15 protein-coding genes, 1 tRNA gene and 1 pseudogene are annotated in these 21,819 nt (G+C 62.1%); 9 read left to right on the top strand and 8 right to left on the bottom strand.

Features of this window, described 5'->3' with window-relative positions; all coding sequences use genetic code 11:
- From ABLE86_RS09655 to ABLE86_RS09645, 3 genes are all read left to right on the top strand, one after another.
- A partial coding sequence (locus ABLE86_RS09655) for a VCBS domain-containing protein (protein WP_348778735.1) occupies positions 1-1,214 on the top strand: 1,214 nt, incomplete at its 5' end.
- Between the two features lie 36 nt (positions 1,215-1,250).
- Positions 1,251-2,957, top strand: a complete 1,707-nt coding sequence (locus ABLE86_RS09650; RefSeq protein ID WP_348778734.1) for a type I secretion system permease/ATPase — start codon at positions 1,251-1,253, stop codon at positions 2,955-2,957.
- Positions 2,957-4,291: an HlyD family type I secretion periplasmic adaptor subunit gene (locus ABLE86_RS09645; RefSeq protein WP_348778733.1), complete on the top strand. Its 1,335-nt coding sequence runs from the start codon at positions 2,957-2,959 to the stop codon at positions 4,289-4,291. Before ABLE86_RS09650 ends, ABLE86_RS09645 begins: the two co-directional genes overlap by 1 nt.
- A gap of 357 nt (positions 4,292-4,648) precedes the next feature.
- Here ABLE86_RS09645 and ABLE86_RS09640 read toward each other — a convergent pair whose 3' ends face one another.
- Both ABLE86_RS09640 and ABLE86_RS09635 read right to left on the bottom strand, forming a co-directional pair.
- Positions 4,649-5,668, bottom strand: coding sequence for an HNH endonuclease (locus ABLE86_RS09640; protein WP_348778732.1), 1,020 nt, complete (start codon positions 5,666-5,668; stop codon positions 4,649-4,651).
- Between the two features lie 97 nt (positions 5,669-5,765).
- Complete coding sequence (locus tag ABLE86_RS09635) at positions 5,766-6,242, bottom strand: hypothetical protein (RefSeq protein WP_348778731.1); 477 nt, start codon at positions 6,240-6,242, stop codon at positions 5,766-5,768.
- Positions 6,243-6,929: 687 nt separating this feature from the next.
- On the opposite strand from ABLE86_RS09635, the gene ABLE86_RS09630 reads away from it, so the two are divergent.
- Together ABLE86_RS09630 and ABLE86_RS09625 are read left to right on the top strand one after the other, a co-directional pair.
- Complete coding sequence (locus ABLE86_RS09630; protein ID WP_348778730.1) at positions 6,930-7,391, top strand: hypothetical protein; 462 nt, start codon at positions 6,930-6,932, stop codon at positions 7,389-7,391.
- 197 nt (positions 7,392-7,588) lie between these two features.
- The gene (locus ABLE86_RS09625) at positions 7,589-8,227 is read left to right on the top strand and encodes a hypothetical protein (protein WP_348778729.1); all 639 of its coding nucleotides are present in this window, start codon (positions 7,589-7,591) and stop codon (positions 8,225-8,227) included.
- Between the two features lie 269 nt (positions 8,228-8,496).
- On the opposite strand, the gene ABLE86_RS09620 is transcribed toward ABLE86_RS09625, so the two are convergent.
- The 3 genes from ABLE86_RS09620 to ABLE86_RS09610 all read right to left on the bottom strand — a co-directional run bounded on the left by ABLE86_RS09620 (position 8,497) and on the right by ABLE86_RS09610 (position 13,070).
- Positions 8,497-11,793 (bottom strand): DEAD/DEAH box helicase, encoded by a 3,297-nt coding sequence (locus tag ABLE86_RS09620; protein WP_348778728.1) that lies wholly within the window; start codon positions 11,791-11,793, stop codon positions 8,497-8,499.
- Positions 11,786-12,586, bottom strand: coding sequence for a hypothetical protein (locus ABLE86_RS09615; RefSeq protein ID WP_348778727.1), 801 nt, complete (start codon positions 12,584-12,586; stop codon positions 11,786-11,788). The genes ABLE86_RS09620 and ABLE86_RS09615 overlap by 8 nt, the downstream gene beginning before the upstream one ends.
- A 409-nt stretch (positions 12,587-12,995) precedes the next feature.
- Positions 12,996-13,070 (bottom strand) — tRNA-Gly (locus tag ABLE86_RS09610).
- A 230-nt stretch (positions 13,071-13,300) separates the two neighbouring features.
- Between ABLE86_RS09610 and ABLE86_RS09605 the strand changes: the two genes are divergently transcribed.
- The 4 genes from ABLE86_RS09605 to ABLE86_RS09590 all read left to right on the top strand — a co-directional run bounded on the left by ABLE86_RS09605 (position 13,301) and on the right by ABLE86_RS09590 (position 15,848).
- A complete protein-coding gene (locus tag ABLE86_RS09605; protein WP_348778726.1) occupies positions 13,301-13,798 on the top strand; it encodes a prolyl-tRNA synthetase associated domain-containing protein in 498 nt (165 codons plus the stop codon).
- Between the two features lie 86 nt (positions 13,799-13,884).
- A complete protein-coding gene (trxA, locus tag ABLE86_RS09600; protein ID WP_348778725.1) occupies positions 13,885-14,859 on the top strand; it encodes a thioredoxin in 975 nt (324 codons plus the stop codon).
- 74 nt (positions 14,860-14,933) lie between these two features.
- The gene (locus ABLE86_RS09595) at positions 14,934-15,605 is read left to right on the top strand and encodes an LON peptidase substrate-binding domain-containing protein (protein WP_348778724.1); all 672 of its coding nucleotides are present in this window, start codon (positions 14,934-14,936) and stop codon (positions 15,603-15,605) included.
- 24 nt (positions 15,606-15,629) lie between these two features.
- Positions 15,630-15,848: a Trm112 family protein gene (locus tag ABLE86_RS09590; protein ID WP_348778723.1), complete on the top strand. Its 219-nt coding sequence runs from the start codon at positions 15,630-15,632 to the stop codon at positions 15,846-15,848.
- Positions 15,849-15,956: 108 nt separating this feature from the next.
- On the opposite strand, the pseudogene ABLE86_RS09585 reads toward ABLE86_RS09590, so the two are convergent.
- The 3 genes and pseudogenes from ABLE86_RS09585 to ABLE86_RS09575 all read right to left on the bottom strand — a co-directional run bounded on the left by ABLE86_RS09585 (position 15,957) and on the right by ABLE86_RS09575 (position 21,700).
- Positions 15,957-19,315 (bottom strand): annotated as a pseudogene (locus tag ABLE86_RS09585) (error-prone DNA polymerase).
- Positions 19,312-20,727, bottom strand: a complete 1,416-nt coding sequence (locus ABLE86_RS09580) for a DNA polymerase Y family protein (protein ID WP_348779203.1) — start codon at positions 20,725-20,727, stop codon at positions 19,312-19,314. The pseudogene ABLE86_RS09585 and the gene ABLE86_RS09580 overlap by 4 nt, the downstream one beginning before the upstream one ends.
- The gene (locus tag ABLE86_RS09575) at positions 20,702-21,700 is read right to left on the bottom strand and encodes a hypothetical protein (RefSeq protein ID WP_348778722.1); all 999 of its coding nucleotides are present in this window, start codon (positions 21,698-21,700) and stop codon (positions 20,702-20,704) included. Before ABLE86_RS09575 ends, ABLE86_RS09580 begins: the two co-directional genes overlap by 26 nt.
- Positions 21,701-21,819: the final 119 nt, after the last annotated feature.

Raw genomic sequence — 21,819 nt, 5'->3', positions numbered from 1 at the left:
TCGTCGAGGGGCTGGACTACACCGACAGCATCACCGTGCACACCGCCGACGGCACCGCGCAGCTCATCACCGTCACCATCCACGGCAGCAACGACGCGGCTGTGATCACCGGCACGAGCACGGGATCAGTTACGGAGGACGCCACGCTCACCACAAGCGGCAAGCTGACGATCAGCGACCCCGATGCGGACGAGAGTTCTTTCCAAGTGCGCGAAAGCAACAACCCGATCAAGGGCACATACGGGTCGCTGACCATCGACGCCACCGGAAACTGGGTCTATACGCTCAACAACGGTGCGGCCAACGTGCAGGCTCTGACGTCCGCGGACCATCCACACGATCTGATCCATGTGAAGTCGGCCGATGGCACGGACCATGTCATCGACATCACGGTGAACGGTGCGGACGAGCCGGTGACGAACCACGCGCCCAGTGCTCCGATCTTTGTTCCAAGCTCGAGCCCGTCACCGGATGGACCGAATCCCACCCTCGGTTCCTTTGTCGCAACAGACCAGGACCCGCAGGACGTCGTTACTTACACAGGCAGCTTCAGCCCGAGCCCCACCAGCAAGGGTTCGGTCTCCGTTTCCAGCAACGGTGCATTGAGTATCAACGTAGGTAACGGGAATATACTGGACGGGGCACTCACCGTTACCGCCACTGACAGCCACGGGGCGGTGTCATCCCAAACGTTCAACATCTGGGTCGGCAATGGTTCCGGTGGCGATCGAATTGTTCTCAGCAGCACCAATCCCAACATCGCCGACGGTCGAGCTGGCGCCGACAGCCTGACGGGCTCCAGCGGAGTCGATTACATCTTCGGCGGGAGCGGCAACGACACGATCAAGGGCTTGGGTGGCGCTGACTGGCTGAGTGGCGGAGCCGGCGATGATCATTTTGTCTACACTGCGGTGGAAGACTCGAACCGCGCTGCCTTCGACACGATTCTCGACTTTCAACACGGAACGGGGAATTCGGGTCACGACTTCATCGAGTTTGCGCAAAGCTTGGGTCTAAAGGGCTTTGGCACCGTCTCTGATGGACTTGTCGCCGCCCAAACCGTGGCCTGGCAGAGCGATGGTGCCGGCAATATGGTTGTTTACGCCAATACCGGAAGTTCGGCGCAGAGCGTAACAAGCGGGGCCGATATAATCGAAATCCACCTGATGGGGGTCTCCACACTCACCTCTAGCGACTTCAATCTGAACGCCTGACGCCTTCATGGAGGGCAATAGGCAGAGATCAGCACGATGCAATGTCAGTCTCCGCTCAAGCATGCCCTCTCCAGTTGCCGCGGCGGTTTCGCCGCGGTGGCGGCTTTCAGCTTCTTCATCAACCTGCTCGTGCTGTCGACATCGGTCTACATGCTGCAGGTCTATGACCGAGTGCTGACCGGCCGCAGCGTGGAGACGCTCGTCTATCTGACGCTGATCGCGACCGCCGCGCTCGCAGCGATGGGAGGGCTCGAATTCTTCCGCTCGCGTCTCTTGGTGCAACTAGGCACTTGGATCGACCGTGTGCTGTCGCCGCAGGTGCTGGGGCGCGGGCTTGAAAACGCGCTGCGCGGCGCAGCCTATCGGACAGAGGCGCTGCGTGACCTCGCCACCTTGCGTGGCTACCTAAGCGGCGGCGGCATCATGGCGCTGTTCGATGCCCCGTGGATGCCGCTCTATCTCATCTTCATTTTCCTGCTGCACCCGCTGCTTGGGCTGCTGGCGCTCGGCGGCGGGATAATCCTGTTTGCGTTGGCGCTCGCCAACAACGCGTTGACGGCGGGGGCGCTCAAGCAAGCCACTGCGGGTTCCGCCCGTGCTTACCAAGCGGCTGATGCGGGCTTCCGCAACGCCGAGGTGATTGACGGCATGGGGATGGGTGGCACGCTATTGCGGCGGTGGGACGCGGCGAACGTCGAGGTGCTTGCGCTGCAGTCGCTCGCCAGCGAGCGCGCCGGCCTCATCAATGCGTTCACTAAGCCGTTCCGCATGTTTCTGCAGGTCGCGGTGCTCGGGCTTGGCGCCTGGCTTTCGCTACGCCACGAGGTTTCACCCGGTGCGATGATTGCGGCCTCGATCATCATGTCGCGCGCGCTCGCTCCGGTCGAACAGGCGATTGCCACATGGAAACAGACAACCGGCGCACGTGAGGCATGGGGCAGGCTCAACCGGCTGTTCGATGCCCCGCCGCTACGCCCGACCGGGATGGAGCTGCCGCGCCCGCAGGGACGCCTTACGGTCGAAGCTGTGACCTATGTGCCGCCGGGTGCGAGAGCAGCGGTGCTGAAGAACGTCGCGTTCGCGCTCTCGCCCGGCCAGGTGCTGGCGGTGATCGGCCCCTCGGCGGCGGGCAAATCGACCCTCGCCCGGCTGCTCGTCGGCATGGCTTCGCCGCAGCACGGCCAGGTGCGACTCGACGGTGCGGACGTGTTTGCTTGGAGCCGAGCCGATTTCGGCCGCCACGTCGGCTACTTGCCGCAGGATGTCGAGCTCTTCCCCGGCACGATCCGCGAGAACATTGCCCGCATGGAGGAAGGCGTCCCGGCCGAGGTCGTCGCCGCAGCGAAGATGGCCGGTGTGCATGAGATGATCCTGAGACTTCCCAGGGGGTACGACACCGAGATCGGCGAGCAGGGCTCGGTGCTTTCCGGCGGCCAGCGCCAGCGCATCGGCCTCGCCCGAGCACTCTACGGCCACCCCGCGCTGGTGGTGCTTGACGAGCCAAATTCCAGCCTCGATGCTGCCGGAGAGGAGGCGCTGAACGAGGCAATTGCCAAATTGAAAGCTGCCGGCTCCACTGTCGTGATAGTTGCCCACCGGCCATCGCTGATGACGCATGTCGACTCCGTGCTGGTGCTCAATGAAGGCCACGCGCAGATGTTCGGCCCGCGCGACGCAGTGCTCGCTCAGCTGCGTCGTCCGGAGCCTCAGATAAGGGTCGTCAGCTCCGAAAGGAGCGCATAATGAGAACGGCCCCGCACTTGGGAACCCTGGAGCTGGCGCCGCCGCCCACCCACCCACCGGTTCACAGCCATGTCGTCGGCGGCCTTGCCGTGATCGGACTGATGTTCGGCTGCTTCGGCTTCTGGGCGGCGACTGCTCCGCTGACGAGTGCGGCGGTTGCGCCAGGCGTCGTCAAGGCCGACAGCAACCGCAAGACCGTCCAGCATCTGGAGGGCGGGATCATCCAGGAAATCCTGGTCCGCGAGGGGGATGCGGTCAAAAAGGGGCAGGTGCTGGTCCGGCTCGACGGACTCGATGCCGAGTCCGACCGCAATTCTGCACGTGATGAGCTAGATGCACTGCTAGCTAGCGAAGCCCGTCTCTCGGCGCAGCGCAACGGTCTCACCGAGATTACGTTTTCGGCGGAGCTGGTAGCCCGGCGGAACGAGCCGGCCGTCGCCGAGGCGATCACCGGGCAGGAGCGCATCTTCTCGGACCAGGCCGAGGTGCTGAAGGCCCAGGTCGAGGTCTGGCGACAGCGGATCGCTCAGCACCAGGCCTTGATCTCGGCGCTGGTCTCTCAGATCTACGCGATCGAGCAGCAGCTCCCTTCGCTTCGAGAGGAGCTGGAGGATGCCCGGACGCTTCTTAAGAAGGGCTACGGGGTGAAGTCCCGCGCGTTAGGCTTGGAGCGACAGATCACCGCCAATGAAGGCGACGCGGAGGGGAATCGGGCGCGGATCGAAGGCCTCAGGCAGCAGATCGCAGAGGCCGAGGCGCAGATCGAGAACTTACGGGCCTCACAGGTCAAGACCGCCTCCGAGGACCTTCGCGCAGTTCAGATCAAGCGCTCCGAGCTCGAAAAGACGCTCGCGAAGTCCGGCGCGCGTGTCGAGCGCCGGGAGATATCCGCTCCCGAGGACGGGGTGGTTATGAACCTCCGCTATTTCACGTCGGGCGGGGTGGTCGCGCCGGGTGGCGCCCTTCTCGACCTCGTACCGTTACAGGACAAGATGGTGCTGGACGTGAAGATCCAGCCGCTGGATATTGATGTCGTGCGCCCTGGCCTGCCGGCAGCGGTGCGCCTCGTGGCTTTCAAGCAGCGGGTGACACCGACGCTGGAAGGAATGCTCACCCGCGTCTCGGCTGATGCGGTGGTCGAGGAGCGAACCGGAACGACATATTTCACGGCGACGGTCGAGGTGGATGCCGCCCAGTTCAAGCACCTTCCCTACGTGAAGCTTTATCCGGGCATGCCGGTTGATGTGTCCATTGTGACGGGTGAGCGCACGATGCTCGAATATCTCTTTCAGCCTTTTGCCGACAGCTTCGCTCACGCCTTCCAGGAAGATTAAGCAGGAAGAATGATATAACGGTGATCTGATAAGTCACCGCAATGTGAACTACTGCTGGACATTTCGACAGCAAGCAGTGGTGATTTGTTAGCCCGCTATGGGTGGGGGATCGCTCTCTACATCGTCGCGATTGCCGCGAACGGGGGGATGGGCTGAGCCCTCGGGGAGTTTTTTTGAGGGGGTGGGGACTTCAAAACTAGCTATAAGGCTTTGCCCCCACCGACTAGCGACTGATTGCAGGAGACGGCATTGAGGCACGGCATCCTAACCTTGGTTGGTGTATGGTGGAGCAGTAATCCGTTCACGCCGACCTTCCTAACATGATCGCAGTAGAGTGGCGTCCTCCGCTTGCCCGCATCATGCGTTCACTAGCAAGGCCTTTAACTCATCAACTGTGAGCCAGGGCTTTGCCTTGTGGATCATGCGGTGGCAATTCGAGCAGAGGAGCGAGAGGTCTTCGGGCGCCGTTTCGTCACCTTCCTTCATCGCGTGGACAGGGTTGGTGTGGTGAGCTTCGATAAAGCCATAACCGCGCGGCCCATAGACCGCTACGAAATCGAAGCCGCACGCCTCACAATCCAACTTTCCGTGCTTCGTCAGCGCAGCTCGCTTCCGCAAAGACACCACCGCCCCCTTGCGTTCAAGCACGCGGTGGTAGCGATAAGATACTTTGCCTTCTTTGACGCTGTAGCTCTGAATCTCATCAGATTCGTCGTCGGATAGGTTCTCTACCACGGCCGCGCGCACAGCTTCCGCAGCAATGGCCAGCTGCTGGGGCTTACCGTAGAACTCAGACCAAACCGCCTTGTCCAACTTGCTTGCTCCATCCAGCCCTTTGCCACCCTTGCCGGTGAATGCAGGATCCAGGCTGCGGAAGTTCATCAGTTTCATGATAACCCCGTTGGGATTGCGAAAGGTCGCCTGCCCGATCTCGGTCGCCATCTGCTTCAGCAGCGCTGATATTTCGATCACTTCAGGATGATTGGCGCCCGGATCGCGACCATCATGCCTCACGTAGAGGTCAAGCGCGAGGATGAGCTGATCGCGCGTCCAAAGCGGGTTCTTCCCCTTTGTCACGACGTCCGCAGGTTGATCAAAGCTGAAGCCCAATTCCTTCAGGACGGGAACGACGTGGACCAGACCACCGCTGAATTCATCATAGCGGAGCGGCTTGGGGCTACCTGGAAGATAGCCAAACGCTGCCCCTATGATTGCCTTGCTGTCGTAGGGCTCACCCTCGTGCCAGAGTCGATAGGTCCGAGCAGGTTTGTAGCCATACTTCTTGAGGAACGCCTTCTGGCCGATTTTCTTGTATTCGGCCAAGGCAGCGAGAACCGCCGGTCGCGTTACGTTGCGCGTGCTCCGTTCTAAAGCCATTTCCCCCTCCCAAGTCAGTTTAAGTTTCGTCACAACGAGGCTCGCTGCGCAAGAAGTGTCCTTGCAGCGCTCTTTGTTTGTTGGAAGCGCGCTGCGTTTAGACGTCTAATCGACGCAGGCGATCCTCAATACGTACCAGGGCATCGGCTTCTCTGATCTGGGCCTTGGTCACTGGACGTTGCCCTAGCCAGCTCTTAGGCATCTTGGCCAGTGCGATCCTCTCCGGACCATTAAAAACGATCTTGCCTCGCAGCTTGCCGAAATCGATATCAAAGAACAGCAAGTGGTCGGCCCGGGTATCGACACATCTGAAAACCGGACCTCGTCCCGTTCCCGTCACCTTTACCTGGACAGATCTCCCGTCAGCTGCGTGACCGTCCACCCCGGCACCGTTTGCAGCGACTAGCTTGATACCAAACAGCTCGGCCGCGACCGCTTCCCCGATGTCGCCCACCAGGTTGCCGTCTAGCGTGAAATTCAGACCAGCACCCTTGTAGTGTTCCCGCAATTTATTGCGGGCAGTGACTAGCTCAGCGACGACTGGCGGTAATTCAAATTCGCGTCTGTAAGGCATATCTCACCGATTTTTCATGCAATACGATTGTGCAATTCTATTTCTCTAGGTTTTCCTAAGAGAGTTGGAAACAGGTAGCCAGGCATGCCTCTCCGATGCCTCCACTCAAGTGGTAACAGCATTCAATCGTTCGATTTATCGGACGTAGAATGGCGAGCACTGTTACTCGAAAACAGACGGTTTCAAAATTTGCGCATGCCATGCTGCCAGGCATCAGTTGTGCTTAAGCGATCTACCCGAGGAACGAGGTTTTTCGCCCACAAGGTCATTGGTCAGTGCGACCGGGTTCCGGAAACTGAGGAGCATTTGCACCTGAAGCGACTCACCGTGGAGGCAGTCCGTGCATGTGGGTGGGATGCTGAAACAGAGCACGCCGGGGCGGCACCCGACGGCACATTGTGGAAAGCTGACGTCCTTGCAAAGAGAGGAGATCTCAGGATCGCGATAGAAATTCAATGGTCAGGACAGACGCCGGAGGAGACTCTCGGGCGGCAAGAACGCTACCGTCGCTCGGGTGTTCGCGGGCTTTGGTTGCTGCGCCAACCGGGCTTTCCGATTACCAAAAGCCTTCCGGCCGTCTGCATAGGCGGGAACATCCAGGAAGGGATGACAGCGCTAATTCCCAAAACAGAAGACGTGCATGCTCGAGACCGGGAGAAGCCCGATCGGTGGCATCAGGTGTTGCCAATGGACCAGTTCCTTAAGGCTGCCGTCGGCGGAAAATTTAGGTTTGGCATCGACCCTGCTGATGAGATCACGGTTCGTATTCGAACCGGCACGATGTTCTGCTGGTCCTGCGGGGCCGAAACTCGCATTGTGACGGTCGTGCAAATCGTGCTGGGCGGCAAGGAATTCCTAGTCACTATTCCGAGCCTCGGAGAATACCCGCAGCCGGCAGAAATGATCCGCGACCGTGTATCATCGCACCATAGCGTTGGACCGATAAAGGAACGGTCCAGCAGGGCTCAAGGGAGAAGATACCTGAGCAATGGCTGCGCTCATTGTGATAGCCTCATAGGGCAGTTTCATGAACTAGATGCCGTTTGGGATGACGAGCCGGTTGATGCGTTTCGAGTGCCTGTCTCGCATGGTTGGAAAGAGGTTCTCGATAGCTGCGGCTGGAAGGACATCTGGTGGGTGCGCTCCTAAGAGAACGGTTGCGTCCTGCGCGAGACGCAAGACCTCCGTCACCTAACCTTTGCAGGGGCAGGCTTTTTCGATACCAATCGCTTCATATGCTATCGTAGCGACGTCGCGGCGCTCTTTGCACCCTTTGTTGGGAGGGCTTCCTAGCCAAAGCCATGTGGCCATTTCTACAAGCAAGCGAGCGTGACAGAAAGAATTGGTTGGAGCTTTTCAAAGCGCCGTTCGATCCTTACGTCGAGATGATCTCACACGGCGATCTGTTTGTCTTAAAGGCCAATAGCCTCTCTGGCGTAACGGAGCCCAGAGAGATGTACGACGCAGCAAAGCTGCTTGTCCGACAAATGAACAGCATTGTGATTGCGATGATTGGAGAGTCTGAAGTCGTCGTAAATGGCACTTGCGAAGATCGCGATGGACGGCTCCACCGCACAGTCCATCTTGAGCCTGAATCAATTCACTTCCAGTTTGGGATGGGATCCCCGGAACTCTGCATCTATGACTCACTTGGAAGGTTGATCGAACCACCCCCCTCCCCCACACGCGCGCAACAACGGATGACGGTTGCGTTAGCACACGAGTCAATTTCGCAGGCTTTGCTGTATTGCGGATCGAACCCCGATTGGTTCGAGCTCTATAAGGCTTTTGAATGTCTGCGCGATGCCGACTTGCTTGGGAGCGCTCCCACCAAGAATTTCACACAAACAGCCAACGCCATGTTCCGGCACCGAGCCGGGAAACATGAGATGGCTAAAAAACCCATGACATTGGAAGAGGCACGGTCGCTTGTGCGCCGATGGATATTTGAAGCAGCGGATAAGCTGGCTAAGTCTGGGGCCTGAAGCCGGCGCCAAAATCGAAAAAGGTCACGTGATCGGAACGTGTCTGCACAGCCTATTGCAGTGGAATTGTCTCGACATAGAAGTTCGGGTTGGCGCGATGCCATGCGACGCACACAGGAAGGCTTCAGCCAGCACCTCGCTCCTGTAGAAGTGACGCGACTGGTCGCCGTCGTACTGATTTGGTCGAAGAATGCCTGTGTTGTTCAAACCGTCGGCGGGTTCGAACAATGTCATCTGAGCGTATCCCGCTGATCGACGAAAGCCGCCACTTAGCTCAAATGGTCGAAATTAGATATGGCGTCGGCCGATCGCATACGATTTCTTGTTTCTTCGAATTCCTCGGTCGGACTACCGGTGAGCGCAAAGCTCTTGATACGGTCGTAGACCTTACGCGAGGCGACACGCGAGACCGTTCGACCGCAATTGATACTGGTGGCGAGCGACTCCGGGCTATCGCAGCCCTCGCGCACAATGCTTCCCATTGTCGCAAGGACTGTGCGCAGGGGCGGGGGTGGTTCAAGTCCGGTCCTGTCGCGCGCGGCTATCAGGCGTGCCGGAAGGCCGGCCAGGAAAGCTAGGTCGGGAACGATTCGCGCAACGAAGTGTCGGGCGTATTCGCATTTATCGAGCTGATCGGGACGCCCAAGATATGCAGCTTCGATCTCGCACAAGGGCGCACCTGCCATCCAATGCGGCAAAAGCTGAGTGATGGTTGCGAGCGCCAGCTCGGCTCGCTCCTTGTCACTAGGGAGTTTCTTATATTTCTCCCCGAACATCTCTTCTAGGCTTTGCGACCGGACAAGGTCTAAGAGGACCGCCGGTTTGGTCGAGAGCCATCCAAGCAGGGTGTTCATGACATCAATGGCCGAACCGTCGAAACTGCCCGCATCTGCGAGGTCGACGAGCTCTTGCAGCAAACTGACGGGCAGGCCTGTCGCGGTTGCGACCTGCTCGATCCACTTTCTCTCTTGTGGCTGCTCGACCATCGCGCGTGCCGCGACAGCCGCTGCAACCCGGCTCTCCAACCAAGCCTCATTCCCGGCCTCCTTTGCCTTGAATGCCGCGAATGAGCGCTTGAGAAGGCTTACGGCGGGATCATCAGCCGCCGGCGAGAGTTTAAACGGAAGTTTACTGAGCAGATATGCGCTCAAGCCGCTCGTAGTGATGCCATTGTGGATCTGATCGAGGATAGCCGTCATCGGATCATCGATCACGAGACACTGATCCGACTGCTGGAAGATGGCCTGCAGTTCCATCCAATGCCCATTAATTTCATTCTTCTTGTCATCGAAATCGATGACTTTGCTCGGAACTAGGAGCACAAACCCCTGGGCGCCTTCGCCAGCTCGCCCTGCCCTGCCGGCCGCGTTCAACAGCTCATGGGCCTCGAGAGCTTTTAGCCTGTCAGCGCCGGGGTCGAACCGGCTGTCTCCAGATATGATCACCACTTCGCTCGGCAGGTTCATCCCCTGCGCCAGCGTCGATGTCGCGAATAGCACATCAATGCCGTCGCGCCTCTTGAACAGCGATTCATGCAGCTCTCGCTCGTCTTTCAAAAGGAGTGCATGGTGGCTGGCGGCACCAGTACGGAGCACACCATCATCGTCGAGTTTGAGGTAGCAGTGATCCGGGCCGCCCATCTCCTCGACGACCAGATTGCGCCAATGAATTTCCTCGTCGGTGAGGGTTACGGCGCGCGGTGTCAGCCTGTCGGGAAAGTTCTTGACGCAGCTCTCGCAAAACACCGTGGTCTGGAGAAAGACGAGCGTCTTCATCCCGGCGCCGACTGCCGAGGCGGCGATTGCGCCGCTCACCTCATTTCCATTTGGAGTCAAATACCAGTCGCCGCTTTTCCGCCTGCCCGTCGAGAGCGACTGGCGATCGGGCAACAGCGGGAGCAATGCGTAATCCTCCCGGTTCGTCGTGCTCCACGTCTGAAGCAGGCCGAAGAGCCCGAAAGGATGGGCGAGTAACTGCCGCTTCACGGGTGCTGGCGTCGTCTTTTGCGTGGGCTTGTCGCGACGTGCCTGCGCTAAGATTTCATTCAATCGCGCAATCTCGTCGGCTGGGTAAACGACGCACCCGCGGACCTGCCGGGTCGGTTTCCATGCCAGATCGAGTGGAAGGCACTCTCGACCGGTGAGGGACTTGACCCAAGCCGCAATCTCGGCCGTGTTCTTCATCATGGCCGATAGAAGAAGGAGGTCTGCGTTTGGCGCAATCTGCGTCAGGTTGAGCAGACACAGCATGGAATCTAGCCCGCGCCGACTGCGGTCATCTTCGCGAGGATGGAGCAAGTGGCATTCGTCGAAAACGATCAGACCCAGATCAGCAAATGCTTCAGGCTGGATGGAGAGCAGCATTAGACACCGCTCCGGCGTTGTCACGGTCACCTCGGGCAGCTCGACGGAGTCCACAAAGGTGAGGTCTTCGTCGAGGCTCTCAAGAATGTCGTAGTCTCGGAACGCCTTCTGAAGCGTGCGCGCGGTTTGGCCTACAAGAGCGTTGGTCGGCGCCAGGAAGACGACCTTTTGCTCCCGCAAGAGCGCTGTCGCGATCTTCAATTCGGCTAAGGTCGACTTCCCGGCACCTGTCGGAAAGCTGATCGACGACGATACGCCTGGCGTGAGATACCCCTTATCAATCGCCTCACGATGATTGCGCCACAGGAAGGGTCGCTGGCCTGCCAATCGGCGGATAGTCCGCCACCACCCATCTTCAGACACATCTGGGGGCGTCGGAATTCTGGTGAGGGCTGTTTCGATCAGGTCGCGCTCTACCGACAGCAGCAAGTTCGCCAAGTGAAGCGGACCTGGGTAAAGACTGAAGACCTGGTCGCCCGACGTCAGCACGCCGTCGATCCGCTCGGCGCAAAGGCTTTTGGCATGCAAGAAGATAGACATGGCGGTCTCTGCACCGCCTTCGCTCTTCGATGGATCTCGACGGAGACGGAGTTGGATTGCAAGCCGATGGACACCCCGCAACAGCAGGAGCTGCAGCGCCTGCAGCGCACGCTCGCTGGTGTCTTCTCCCGGTCCGGCGATTTCGGGTAGATCGGAACTTACAATCGCTCTGAGCCTGCCCTGGGCCAGATTTTTGATGGCGAACAGGAGAGCCCTCTCGACCGGATTGGCATCAGGATGAGGAATGATGCGCTTAGCCGCTTCGGCAGCGTCCGCATGCGCCTCTGCAATAAGGAAGAGGAGCGTCGAGCATATCTCGGGAGAAAGAGCGGCGGCGTCGACGCGGCTGCCGGGATCGTCAGCAGGCTCTGCGAGCATGCAAGCTTGGTGCGCGGATGCAGCCACGAACGCGGCTGCAGCTCGATTTTCGCGGTCCGGCAGCAGTGCGACATAGGATTCGTGAGCGGCAGACACGCGGCGCAGTTCGGCAAATGTTTCGACCAGTTCCGTGCGCTCGCCCGGCTCCACTGCCGTCCGCAATCGAATCCGAGCGGAGACAATATCGGCGAATGCGTTGGTCAGCCGCTTAGGAAGCCCTTCGATGTCGAGGCCTTCCAGAGCGGGCGCGCTTCGGACAAGCAACGTCGTGATCGGATCAAACATCTGCCGCTATCACCTTCACCTGAGCGATAGCCCGCTCAGCAAATTTCTGCATCCATTGGCGTAGCTTGGGTATATGGATGGTCTCGGCGCGTCGACGTTTGATGTCTCCCGGCGCCTGTTCATCATAGCCCTTGAACAAGCGCTTGCGAGCGGCGGCCTCGACATGCGTGTCGCTTACCGTGATACTGACGCGGTAACGGCGAGCATCCTTCCAAAGAATGTTGCTGATGGCAGCGTCGATATCGAGCTCGGGATCGAACTGCTTTTGAGCCTCGAGCGCTGCCGTCACATCTTGTGTCAGCTGATTGACGCGCCTACCCGACTCCAACTTCGCGATGCCGGGCCATACGTCTTTACGGATCGTATCGCGCGCATTGTCAGTAGCTTTGTCTTCAAAGATAATCACCGCCGCTATGGTCTTGCCATCGTCGGAAAGCTCGAGCTGCAGTCCGTCGAAGCCTTTATGAGCCTTGATGATATGGGGCGGCCGCGTCACCGCGCCGTGGGAGTTTTGGTGCGCGGCGATCCAGGAGATGGTCTGGAAGATCCATCCGTCACGATGCCACGGATCTTCGCCGTCTTCGACAGTAAGAAGCTCGATGGCGTCGGCGGCATGGTCAAGGGTTGTCGAGGGCACCGCGCCTTCGACGCCCGCCAAAATCTTACTGACATGTCGGAATTGACCCAAAGCAACCCGCGCGACCTGCTGTGCTAGACTGTCAATGTCTTCGACGACCCATGACCAGCCATGGCAGAGGTCGTCGTGATCGACTTGCGTAAGAGTAAGCATCATCCCCCTGCTATTCCCCCCGCGGGAGACCGTGTTCGTGGCACGACCTACATAATTCATCAAGTGGTGCGGCGGCGGTGGACGCGATCTACATGGCAATCTGCTTCCAGGGTCTCGCCCAAGCGTCCAATGTGTCGATGGTAAGCGTGCACTTGGCCGGAGACTACACCATCTTGGTCGTCTCGAGTGCGATCGACGATGCAATTTTGCGAAAGAAGGGCCAACGTTCGGGAACTAGCTTCAGGCGCAGGATCAAACCTTCAGCTACAAGAGCGAAATTTGGTCAATGCATCATGGCCAGATGCGAAATCAAGAACCATGCAGTGGACTCCCCCGCACACTCCCCGGCTCTAGAAAGCAAAACGGCCACCCGAAGGTGGCCGATTTAAATGCTTGTTTTCCCGAAGGAAACTGGAGCGGGTGAAGCGATTCGAACGCTCGACCCCAACCTTGGCAAGGTTGTGCTCTACCCCTGAGCTACACCCGCTCGCCCGACCCGTTGTGTGCCGGAAGCCGCGCCTATATGGCCGAAGAGCTGATCGATTGCAACAGGGAAAATTGCGGTCTTCGAAACTTCCGTCCGCCACCGGCCAAAAAGCCTTTTGGCTCAGGCGTTTCGCCGGTGCGAAATCCCGGTGGGCAGGGCCCGAGGGGTTGTTTCGGTGGCTTCTTTGGCCGTAAACCATTGCGAATCGGATCCAGCAGCCAGGAAGTCACATGCCCAAAAGTCCCGATGAGCTTTTCGCATTTCTCGATTCGCTCGGGATTTCGGTCAGCACCACAAGACACCCCCCGCTTTACACGGTGGCCGATTCGCAGGCCTTGCGCGGTGAGATCGCCGGCGGCCACACCAAGAACCTGTTCCTGAAGGACCGGAAGGACAATTTCTTCCTGGTGACGGTGGACGAAGACGCCGAGGTCGATCTCAAGCAGATTCATCATGTCATCGGCGCTTCCGGAAAGGTTTCGTTCGGCAAGCCGGAGGCGCTGATGGAACTCCTGGGCGTGGTGCCCGGCGCAGTTACCGTTTTCGGCCTCATCAACGACACTGTCGGCAAGGTGAAGCTCGTCCTGGACAGCGCATTGATGGAGAACGACATCATCAATGCCCATCCGCTGACCAACGAGGCGACGACGTCGATCGCCAATGCCGATCTGGTCAGATTCGTGAAGGAGACGGGCCACGAACCGCTTGTCTTGAAAGTTGCGGCATGATCGCCACATGGTGGGCGAAGGTGTGTTTCGCCGGTGGTCCGGCGGCGGCATGATGAAAAGGCGCGCACGCGTTTGAAAGGGCAGCGATGAGCAACCAGGACAATTCATTCGGCGGCGGCGCCGGCCACTATTCGACGAACATCACCTATGGCGGGTCCGAACCGGCCAGCCAGGCGGCGGGCGCGGCCAAACCATTCGAGGTGAAGGACATCACCACCGCGAGCTTCGCCGCGGATGTGCTTCAGGAATCGAGGCGCCAGCCCGTTCTCGTCGACTTCTGGGCGCCCTGGTGCGGGCCGTGCAAGCAACTTGCCCCCGCGCTGGAAAAGGCGGTTCAGGAAGCGGGCGGCCGGGTCAAGTTGGTCAAGATGAACATCGACGATCATCCGGCCGTCGCCGGCCAACTCGGCATCCAGTCGATTCCCGCCGTCATCGCCTTCAAGGATGGCCAGCCGGTGGACGGGTTCATGGGCGCCGTGCCGGAGAGCCAGATCCGCACCTTCATCGACAAGGTGGCCGGCAAGGGGCCGGGGCCGCAGATTGCGGATGCGCTGGCCGCTGCCGCGGAGGCGCGCGGCGCCGGCGACATGCAGACGGCGGCCGACCTTTTCGGCGCGGTGCTGCAGCAGGCGCCGGACAATGTCGACGCATTGGCCGGCCTCGCCGACCTCTTGTTCGAGATGGGCGACGTCGAGGCCGCCAGGCAGATGCTGGAGCGCGCGCCGGCGGACAAGGCCGATGCGCCGGCGCTTTCGGCCGTCCGCGCCAAGCTGGCGCTGGCCGAACAGGCTGCCGCGCTCGGCAACCCGGCGGAGCTCGAGTCCCGGCTGGCCGCGAACCCGAACGATCACGAGGCACGATTCGACCTCGCCATGATCCAGAACGCGCTGGGCATGCGCATGGAGGCGGCCGACAATCTGCTGGCGATTGTGAAGGCGGACCGGACGTGGAAAGATGACGGCGCGCGGGCCCAGCTTCTGCAGTTTTTCGAGGCCTGGGGCATGGCCGACGAGGTGACGCTCGCCACCCGGCGCAAACTGTCGTCGCTTCTGTTTTCCTAAAGCGGGATACGGCAGGGCTTGCGCCGGCAGCGCTGCGCACCAGATCATTAGCGGGACGGTGCGGAGGAGAGAAATTGCAAGCGGGAAATGCGCATTACCGGTTTGGAAAGGACATTCCGGCGACCGTGCCGGTTTTTCCGCTCGCAGGCGCCCTGCTGCTTCCCGGCGGGCGCATGCCGCTCAACATCTTCGAGCCGCGCTACCTGCAGATGATCGACGAGACGATCGGCGGGGCGCGGCTCATCGGCATGATCCAGCCCTCGCTGGACGAGGCGCTGCGTGATGATGGCGAGCCGGAAATCTGCGCCGTCGGCTGTCTCGGCCGCATCACTTCCTTCGCCGAGACCGGAGACGGACGCTATCTCATTTCGCTGCAGGGGGTTTGCCGTTTCCGGGTCGCGCAGGAACTGGCTGTCAAGGCGCCGTTCCGCCAATGCCGGATAATGCCCTTCGTGACCGACCTGTCCGACGACCCGAGCGGCGGCGAGGTCAACCGGCTGTCGCTGCTGCGGGTGTTTAGGGCCTATCTGGAGGCCAACGATCTCGAGGCGGATTGGGAAGGCGTCAGCCGCGCCGACAACGCCATGCTGGTCAATGCGCTGTCGATGATGGCGCCCTATGGCGCGGCCGAAAAGCAGGCGCTGCTGGAGGCGCCGGACCTGAAGACGCGGGCCGATACGCTGATCGCCATCACCGAAATGGTGCTGGCGCGCGAGAACGACGAGTTCGGTTCGGGGCTGCAATAGGGGCGGCGAGGCGGAGCAAGCATCATGCGAGAGGAAAACACCCCGGTGGACGTAAAGCTGCTCGAGCTGCTTGCCTGCCCGCTCACCAAGGGGCCTCTGGTCTGGGACGAGGAGCACCAGGAACTGGTGTCGCGGCAGGCGCGGCTTGCCTACCCGGTGCGCGACGGCATCCCGATCATGCTGCCGTCGGAAGCGCGCACGCTCGACATCGACGAGAAGCCCCGGCCCGGCAAGGGGCGCTAGATCCACCAGGCATCTTAGCGTCGCGTATACGGTCGCGCCGGGATCCGTCGCTCGAGAGAGGCGAAAATCGCCATCTGAGGTCGTCGGTCCTTGAAAGGTCGCTGGCGCTCACTGGAAATTGCGCCCCTTGGGCATGACATTGTGGACGCCCTCGGCCAGGATCTTTTGGTCGCGCTCGGGGGAATTTCCGGCGGCCCGCGTCTTCGGCCGTCCGCCGCTTTCGTCGCCCTGGCGCTGTTCTGCTTGGCCTTCCGGCTGGGCCGCTTCCGAAAGCGCGCCCAGCCAGAGCGACAGGTCCTCGACCGTGTCGGCCACGACATGGATGACGCCTGAAACCGACTGCAGCCGGCCGTTCACCCGCACGAAGCGCCCGCCCAGCACCGCGGCCCGGAAGCGCTCGAACACCTTCTGCCAGACGACGATGTTGGCGGTCGCGCCCTCGTCTTCCAGCGTCATGAAGATGACGCCGTTGGCCGAGCCCGGCCGCTGGCGCACCAGCACCAGCCCCGCCACCGAAAGACGCTGGCCGTTGGCCATCTGGCCCAGCCGCGCACTGGGGGTGATGCCGGCGCGGTCGAGTTTCGCGCGCAGGAAGGAAACGGGGTGCGCCTTCAGCGAAAGCCCGAGGGAGCGATAGTCATGCACGACATGCTCGCCGAGCGGCATGGAGGGCAGCTTCATTTCCGGCTCGTTGTCGCGCAGGCGAAGCTCGGTCCGGTCGAACAGCGGCAGTCGCTCGGCCCCACTTCCGCGCAGCGCGCGCACGGCCCACAGGGCGTCGCGCCGGTCGAGCCCCAGCGAGCGGAAGGCGTCGGCCTCGGCCAGGCGTTCGATGGCGTGGATGCGCAGGCCCGAGCGCAGCCACACGTCGCGCAGCGAATCGTAGCCGATGCCGCGGCGCTTCACGAAAATTTCCATGTCGGCCTGACTGAGCCCCTTGATCTGGCAGAAGCCGAGGCGAACCGCATGCGCGGACCTGATCACGCCGCGCATCTCGGTGTGGGGGGGCGCGATCCGCATCGGGTCGAAGGGCATGGCCTCCAGCGTGCAGTCCCAGTCCGACGCATTGATGTCGACGGGCCGGACCTCGACGCCATGCTCCTGGGCATCGCGCACGAGCTGCGCCGGGCGGTAAAAACCCATGGGCTGCGAGTTGACGATCGCGGCGCAAAAGACATCCGGATAGAAGGTCTTGAACCAGCAGGAGGCATAGACCAGCAGGGCGAATGAGGCGGCGTGGCTTTCGGGGAATCCGTATTCGCCAAAACCCTCGATCTGCTTGAAGCAGCGCTCGGCGAAATCTTTCGGATAGCCCTTCGCGACCATGCCCTTGACCATGCGGTCGCGATAGTTGCCGATGGTGCCGGTGCGCCGGAACGTGGCCATGGCCCGGCGCAGCTGGTCGGCCTCGCCCGGCGAGAAGCCGCCGGCTTCGATGGCGATGCTCATGGCCTGTTCTTGGAACAGCGGCACGCCCAGGGTTCGCTTGAGGATCTTCTTCAGCTCGGGGCGGTAATACTCCACTTTCTCCTTTTCCTCGCGCCGGCGCAGATAGGGATGCACCATGTCGCCCTGGATCGGGCCTGGCCGCACGATCGCCACCTCGATGACGAGATCGTAGAATTTTCTCGGCTTCAGGCGCGGCAGCATCGACATCTGCGCGCGGCTTTCGATCTGGAAGACGCCGATCGTGTCGGCGCGGCAGATCATGTCGTAGACCCGCCTGTCCTCCTTGGGGATCGTCGCCAGCGTCAGCCGCCTGCCATAGCGGTCGCGCACCCTGTAGTGGGTTTCCAGCAGGTCGAAGGCGCGCCTGAGGCACGACAGCATGCCGAGCGCGAGGATGTCGACCTTCAGGATGCCGATGGTGTCGAGGTCGTCCTTGTCCCATTCGACCATCTTGCGCTCGTCCATCGCCGTCTTGACGATGGGGACGATCTCGTCCAGCCGGTCCTTGGTGATGACGAAGCCGCCGACATGCTGCGACAGATGGCGGGGAAAGCCCATGATGTCGTTGGCGCGGTCGATCACGTGTCGCGCCAGCGGGTCGGCGCGGTCGAGGCCGCCTGCCCTCGCCTCCCTTTCTCCAACTTCAGAGGAAGACCAGCCCCAGACGGAGCCGGAAAGCGCGTCGCGGACATCGTCCGACAGGCCCATCGCCTTGGCCACCTCGCGCAACGCCGAGCGGCCGCGATAGCTGACCACCGCGGCGGCGAGCGCGGTGCGCTCCTCGCTGTATTTCTCGTAGATATAGGCGATGATCTGGTCGCGCCGCTCATGCTCGAAATCGACGTCGATGTCGGGCGGCTCGTCGCGCTCGGTCGAGACGAAGCGCTCGAAAAGCACCTCGGTCAGGTTGGGATCGACCTCGGTGATGCCCAGGCAATAGCAGATGACCGAATTGGCGGCCGAGCCGCGCCCCTGGCACAGGATGCCGACTGCTTCCGAGCGCGCATAACGAACGATGTCCTGAACGGTCAGGAAATAGCGGGCGTATTTTTTTTCGGCGACGATTGCGAGCTCGTGCCGGATCAGGCCCTGCACCTTCGCGGAAATGCCTTCGGGGTAGCGGGCGCGCGCGCCTTCCCAGGTCAGCCTCTCCAGTTCTTCCTGTGGGTCCACGCCCTCCTTCGTGGTTTCGTCGGGATAGTTGTGGCTGAGTTCGCTGAGCGAAAAGGAAAGCGTTTCGGCAAAGCGCAGCGTCTCGGCAATGGCCTGGGGCCAGGCCTTGAACAGCCGCGCCATTTCGGCCGACGACTTCAAATGGCGCTCGGCATTGGCGGCAAGCTCGAAGCCCGCTTCGGCGACGGGCTTGTTCAGCCGGATCGCGGTCACCACGTCCTGCAGCGGGCGTCGGTCGGCCGAATGGTAGAGAACGTCGTTGGTCGCCATCAGCGGAACGCCGGCGGCATGGGCAATTGCGGCGGCCTGGGCGATGCGGAAGCGGTCGTTGCCGCTATAGTCGGGCGCGACGGCGAGCCAGACATTTTTGTCGAACCGCTGCCTCAGCTGGCGCATGAGGGCAAGCTGGTCGGCGGCCTCCGTCGCCGCAAGGTTGGGCAGCACGGCAAGCGACATGTGCTCGCCCCACTCGAAAAGATCCTCCGCATAGACCAGCGGCGCGCCCTTCGGGCTTTCCTCGCGCATATTGGCCTGGGTCAGCAGGCGGCACAGGTGCCCCCAGCCCTTCCGGTCCTGCGGATAGGCCAATATGTCGGGCGTGCCATCGGCAAAGACCAGCCGGCAGCCGGGGTGGTAGTCAAGCCTCACCGGCTCCAGGCGCGCACCACGCCGGCCACCGTGTTGCGGTCGGCAAGGCCCGTGCCGGCATGGCCGAGCAGGCAGGCGGCCACCACCAGTTCCTCCGGCCGCGAGGCGCCGCGCAGGAAGGAGAAATTAGACTGCACGCCGAACTCCACATAGGCCGGCGAAGCAACGGGCGCGCGGGGGATGTTCTCCTTTTTCATGCGAACAGTCCCTGCATGAACCAACGCGGGCCGGTGTCGCCGGTGCCGTAAAACCCCCGGCGGAACAGCCAGTAGCGGCGGCCGGCGCCGTCCTCGACGCGGAAATAGTCGCGGGTCGGCGCATCCGCCTCTTCGCGCCACCATTCCGGCGCGATGCGCTCCGGGCCTTCGGCGCGCACCACGTCGTAGAGCACGCGGCGCCAGCGGAAGCGCGCGGGCGGGCCTTCCGGCATCTCGGCGGCCACCACCTCCACCGGCTCGGGATGGGCAAGCAGGCGGATCGGCCGCTCCGAGGCCGCGAGGGGCGAGTGCTTGGCCCTTGCCGGCATCGCCGCATCGGCGGCGGCAAAGGGCATGGCGGCGACCGCGCGTTCCGGCAAATGGCTGGCCACGAGAACCGGCTTCTGCACCACATCTGCGCCAAGCCGGGCGCCGACGCGGTCGGCGAAGAGGGCGAGGTCTTCGTCATTGCCGCACACCTCGCCGGCAAGATCGGTCTGGACCATGTCAAAGGAGGCTGCCGCCAGCACCGAGAGCCGGACGAGGTCGAAGCCGTAGCCGGCGTCCAGCGCATCCTCCAGCGCCGTCAGCCGTTCGTGGAACAGCCTTGCGATGAGATCCGGCGCGCGCAGCGGCCGCGAGGTGCCGACACCGATGCGGCTGACCATGCCGTCGACCCGGAACAGCAAGAGCTGCAGGGCGCGCGCGCCCTCGCCGCGCCGCTCCAGATCCGCCTTCAGGCTCGTGGCCAGCAGAAGCACCAGCCGCTCGATGTCTTCCATCAGCCCGATCGGCTCGGCCAGGTGCCGCTCCACCGAAAGCGGCGCGACGGGCAGGCGCGGCGAAATAGCCTCCTCGATGCGCCCCAGCGCTTGGTCGATGCGGGCCATCAGGCCGGCGCCGAAGCGGCGCGCCAGCGGCGCGCGGGGGCTGCGCAGAACCGAGCCCGCATTGCGCAGCCCCACGCTTTCGAGGCCGGAGACGGTCGCCGGCTCCAGCCGAAGTGCTGCCAGCGGCAGGGGCCCCAGAGCTCTCTCCTCGCCCCCAGGCTCGACGATCTCGGGGCTGCGGAAGCGCGCCGTCGCCCAGGCCGCCCCCGGCGTCGAGGCCAGTCCTGCGCGCACGTCGAACCCCTGGTGGAAGAAGCGTGCCAGCAGGTCGTCGAGCAGCGCCTTTTCGCCGCCGAACAGATGGGCGCAGCCGGTGATGTCGAGGAACAGGCCGTCTGCCCCGTCCAGCGCCACCAGTGGCGTGTAGCGGTCGCACCAGTCGGCCAGGCTTTCCAGCAGCCGGCGGTCGGCGGCCGGATCCGCCTCGACGATCTCGATGCCGGGGTGCATGGCGCGGGCGTCGGCGATGCCCATGCCGGGCTTCAGCCCCAGCCGCTCAGCCTGCTCGTCGAGGGCTGCGATGCGCTGCGTGTTCTTTTCGCGATGGCTGACGACCAGCGGCGGGCGGGCCGCCTGCGGCTGCGAACGCCACGACCGCCCCAGCCGCTGGCGCAGGATGCGCTCCGTGCAAAGATGCGGAAACCACAGCGCCAGAATCCGCTGGCCCGAAGGCCGGCTGCTGTCTTTCGGAAAATGAGCGTTCATCGGCGTTCCACTCCAGGGTGAACTGTCCGGGCAGGGCAAGGCGGCTTTTGTCGATCCTGACGACAAAGCCCGGCGGACCGATGGAGCCGGCCAGCGGCCCGGCGATGGTGTGGCGGGGTGCTGCGGTTGCCGGCGAGACGACGAGTCGCAGCGGGGCTGCGGTCGGCTCGGGTCTGGCTGCCTGCCGCAGCAGGAAGACCGGTCGACCCGCGCCCAGTGCGCGCCGGTGCAGCCGGCGCGTGGCGGTGAGGTCGAGCTTTTGCGGGTTGCCGCGGATCTCCAGCAGCACGGCCGAGAAGGCCTTCAGGCCGGCGGCCTCCTCGGCGATCCACAAGGCGTCGGCGAGTCTCGGCGCCTCTGCGATCAGAACCTCGTCCGCTCCGATGCCGAAGCGAGCACACAGGCCCGGCGCATAGGGCATACCGGCCTCGCGGAAAATTTCTGCCGTGCCGATCCAGAGCATGGGTGTCCTTTGCCGCGCCTGCGCCAGCAAAAGCCCGGTCAGCGCCAGGGCAAGCCCGGTAGCAGCCCCGGCATCGCGCGTTTCGGTGCCATGGATTTCGGTCAGCGCGGCCAGCGGCAAGCCGCCGCCGAGGGCCGCATCGAAAGCCTGCGCGCCGGTTGCCAAGCACGGTTCCGCCGCGATGCCATGGCGCCGCATCAGCACCGTGCCTTCGCCGGCCCGCGCCTCGGCGGAAGGCACCAGCCGCTCCGGCAGGGTGCCCTCGATGCGTGCTATTTTCTGGCGCAAGGCAAAAACAGTTGCCTGCGCCACGGCGGACGTCGCCATGACGGTGTGCTTTCCGATATTTGTTCCTGTTATGTTCTTATTGATTCCAGAGCGCCCCGGCAGAGTCAAGCGCTTGAAAAGGAATTTATTCCTCTCTCGAAATGTTGATTGAAGCTTTC

The organism is Mesorhizobium sp. KR2-14 (assembly GCF_040049255.1).
Taxonomy (GTDB): domain Bacteria; phylum Pseudomonadota; class Alphaproteobacteria; order Rhizobiales; family Rhizobiaceae; genus Pseudaminobacter.
Note: the sequence above shows the minus strand (reverse complement) of the source record. Positions and strands in the feature narration are given on the sequence as shown.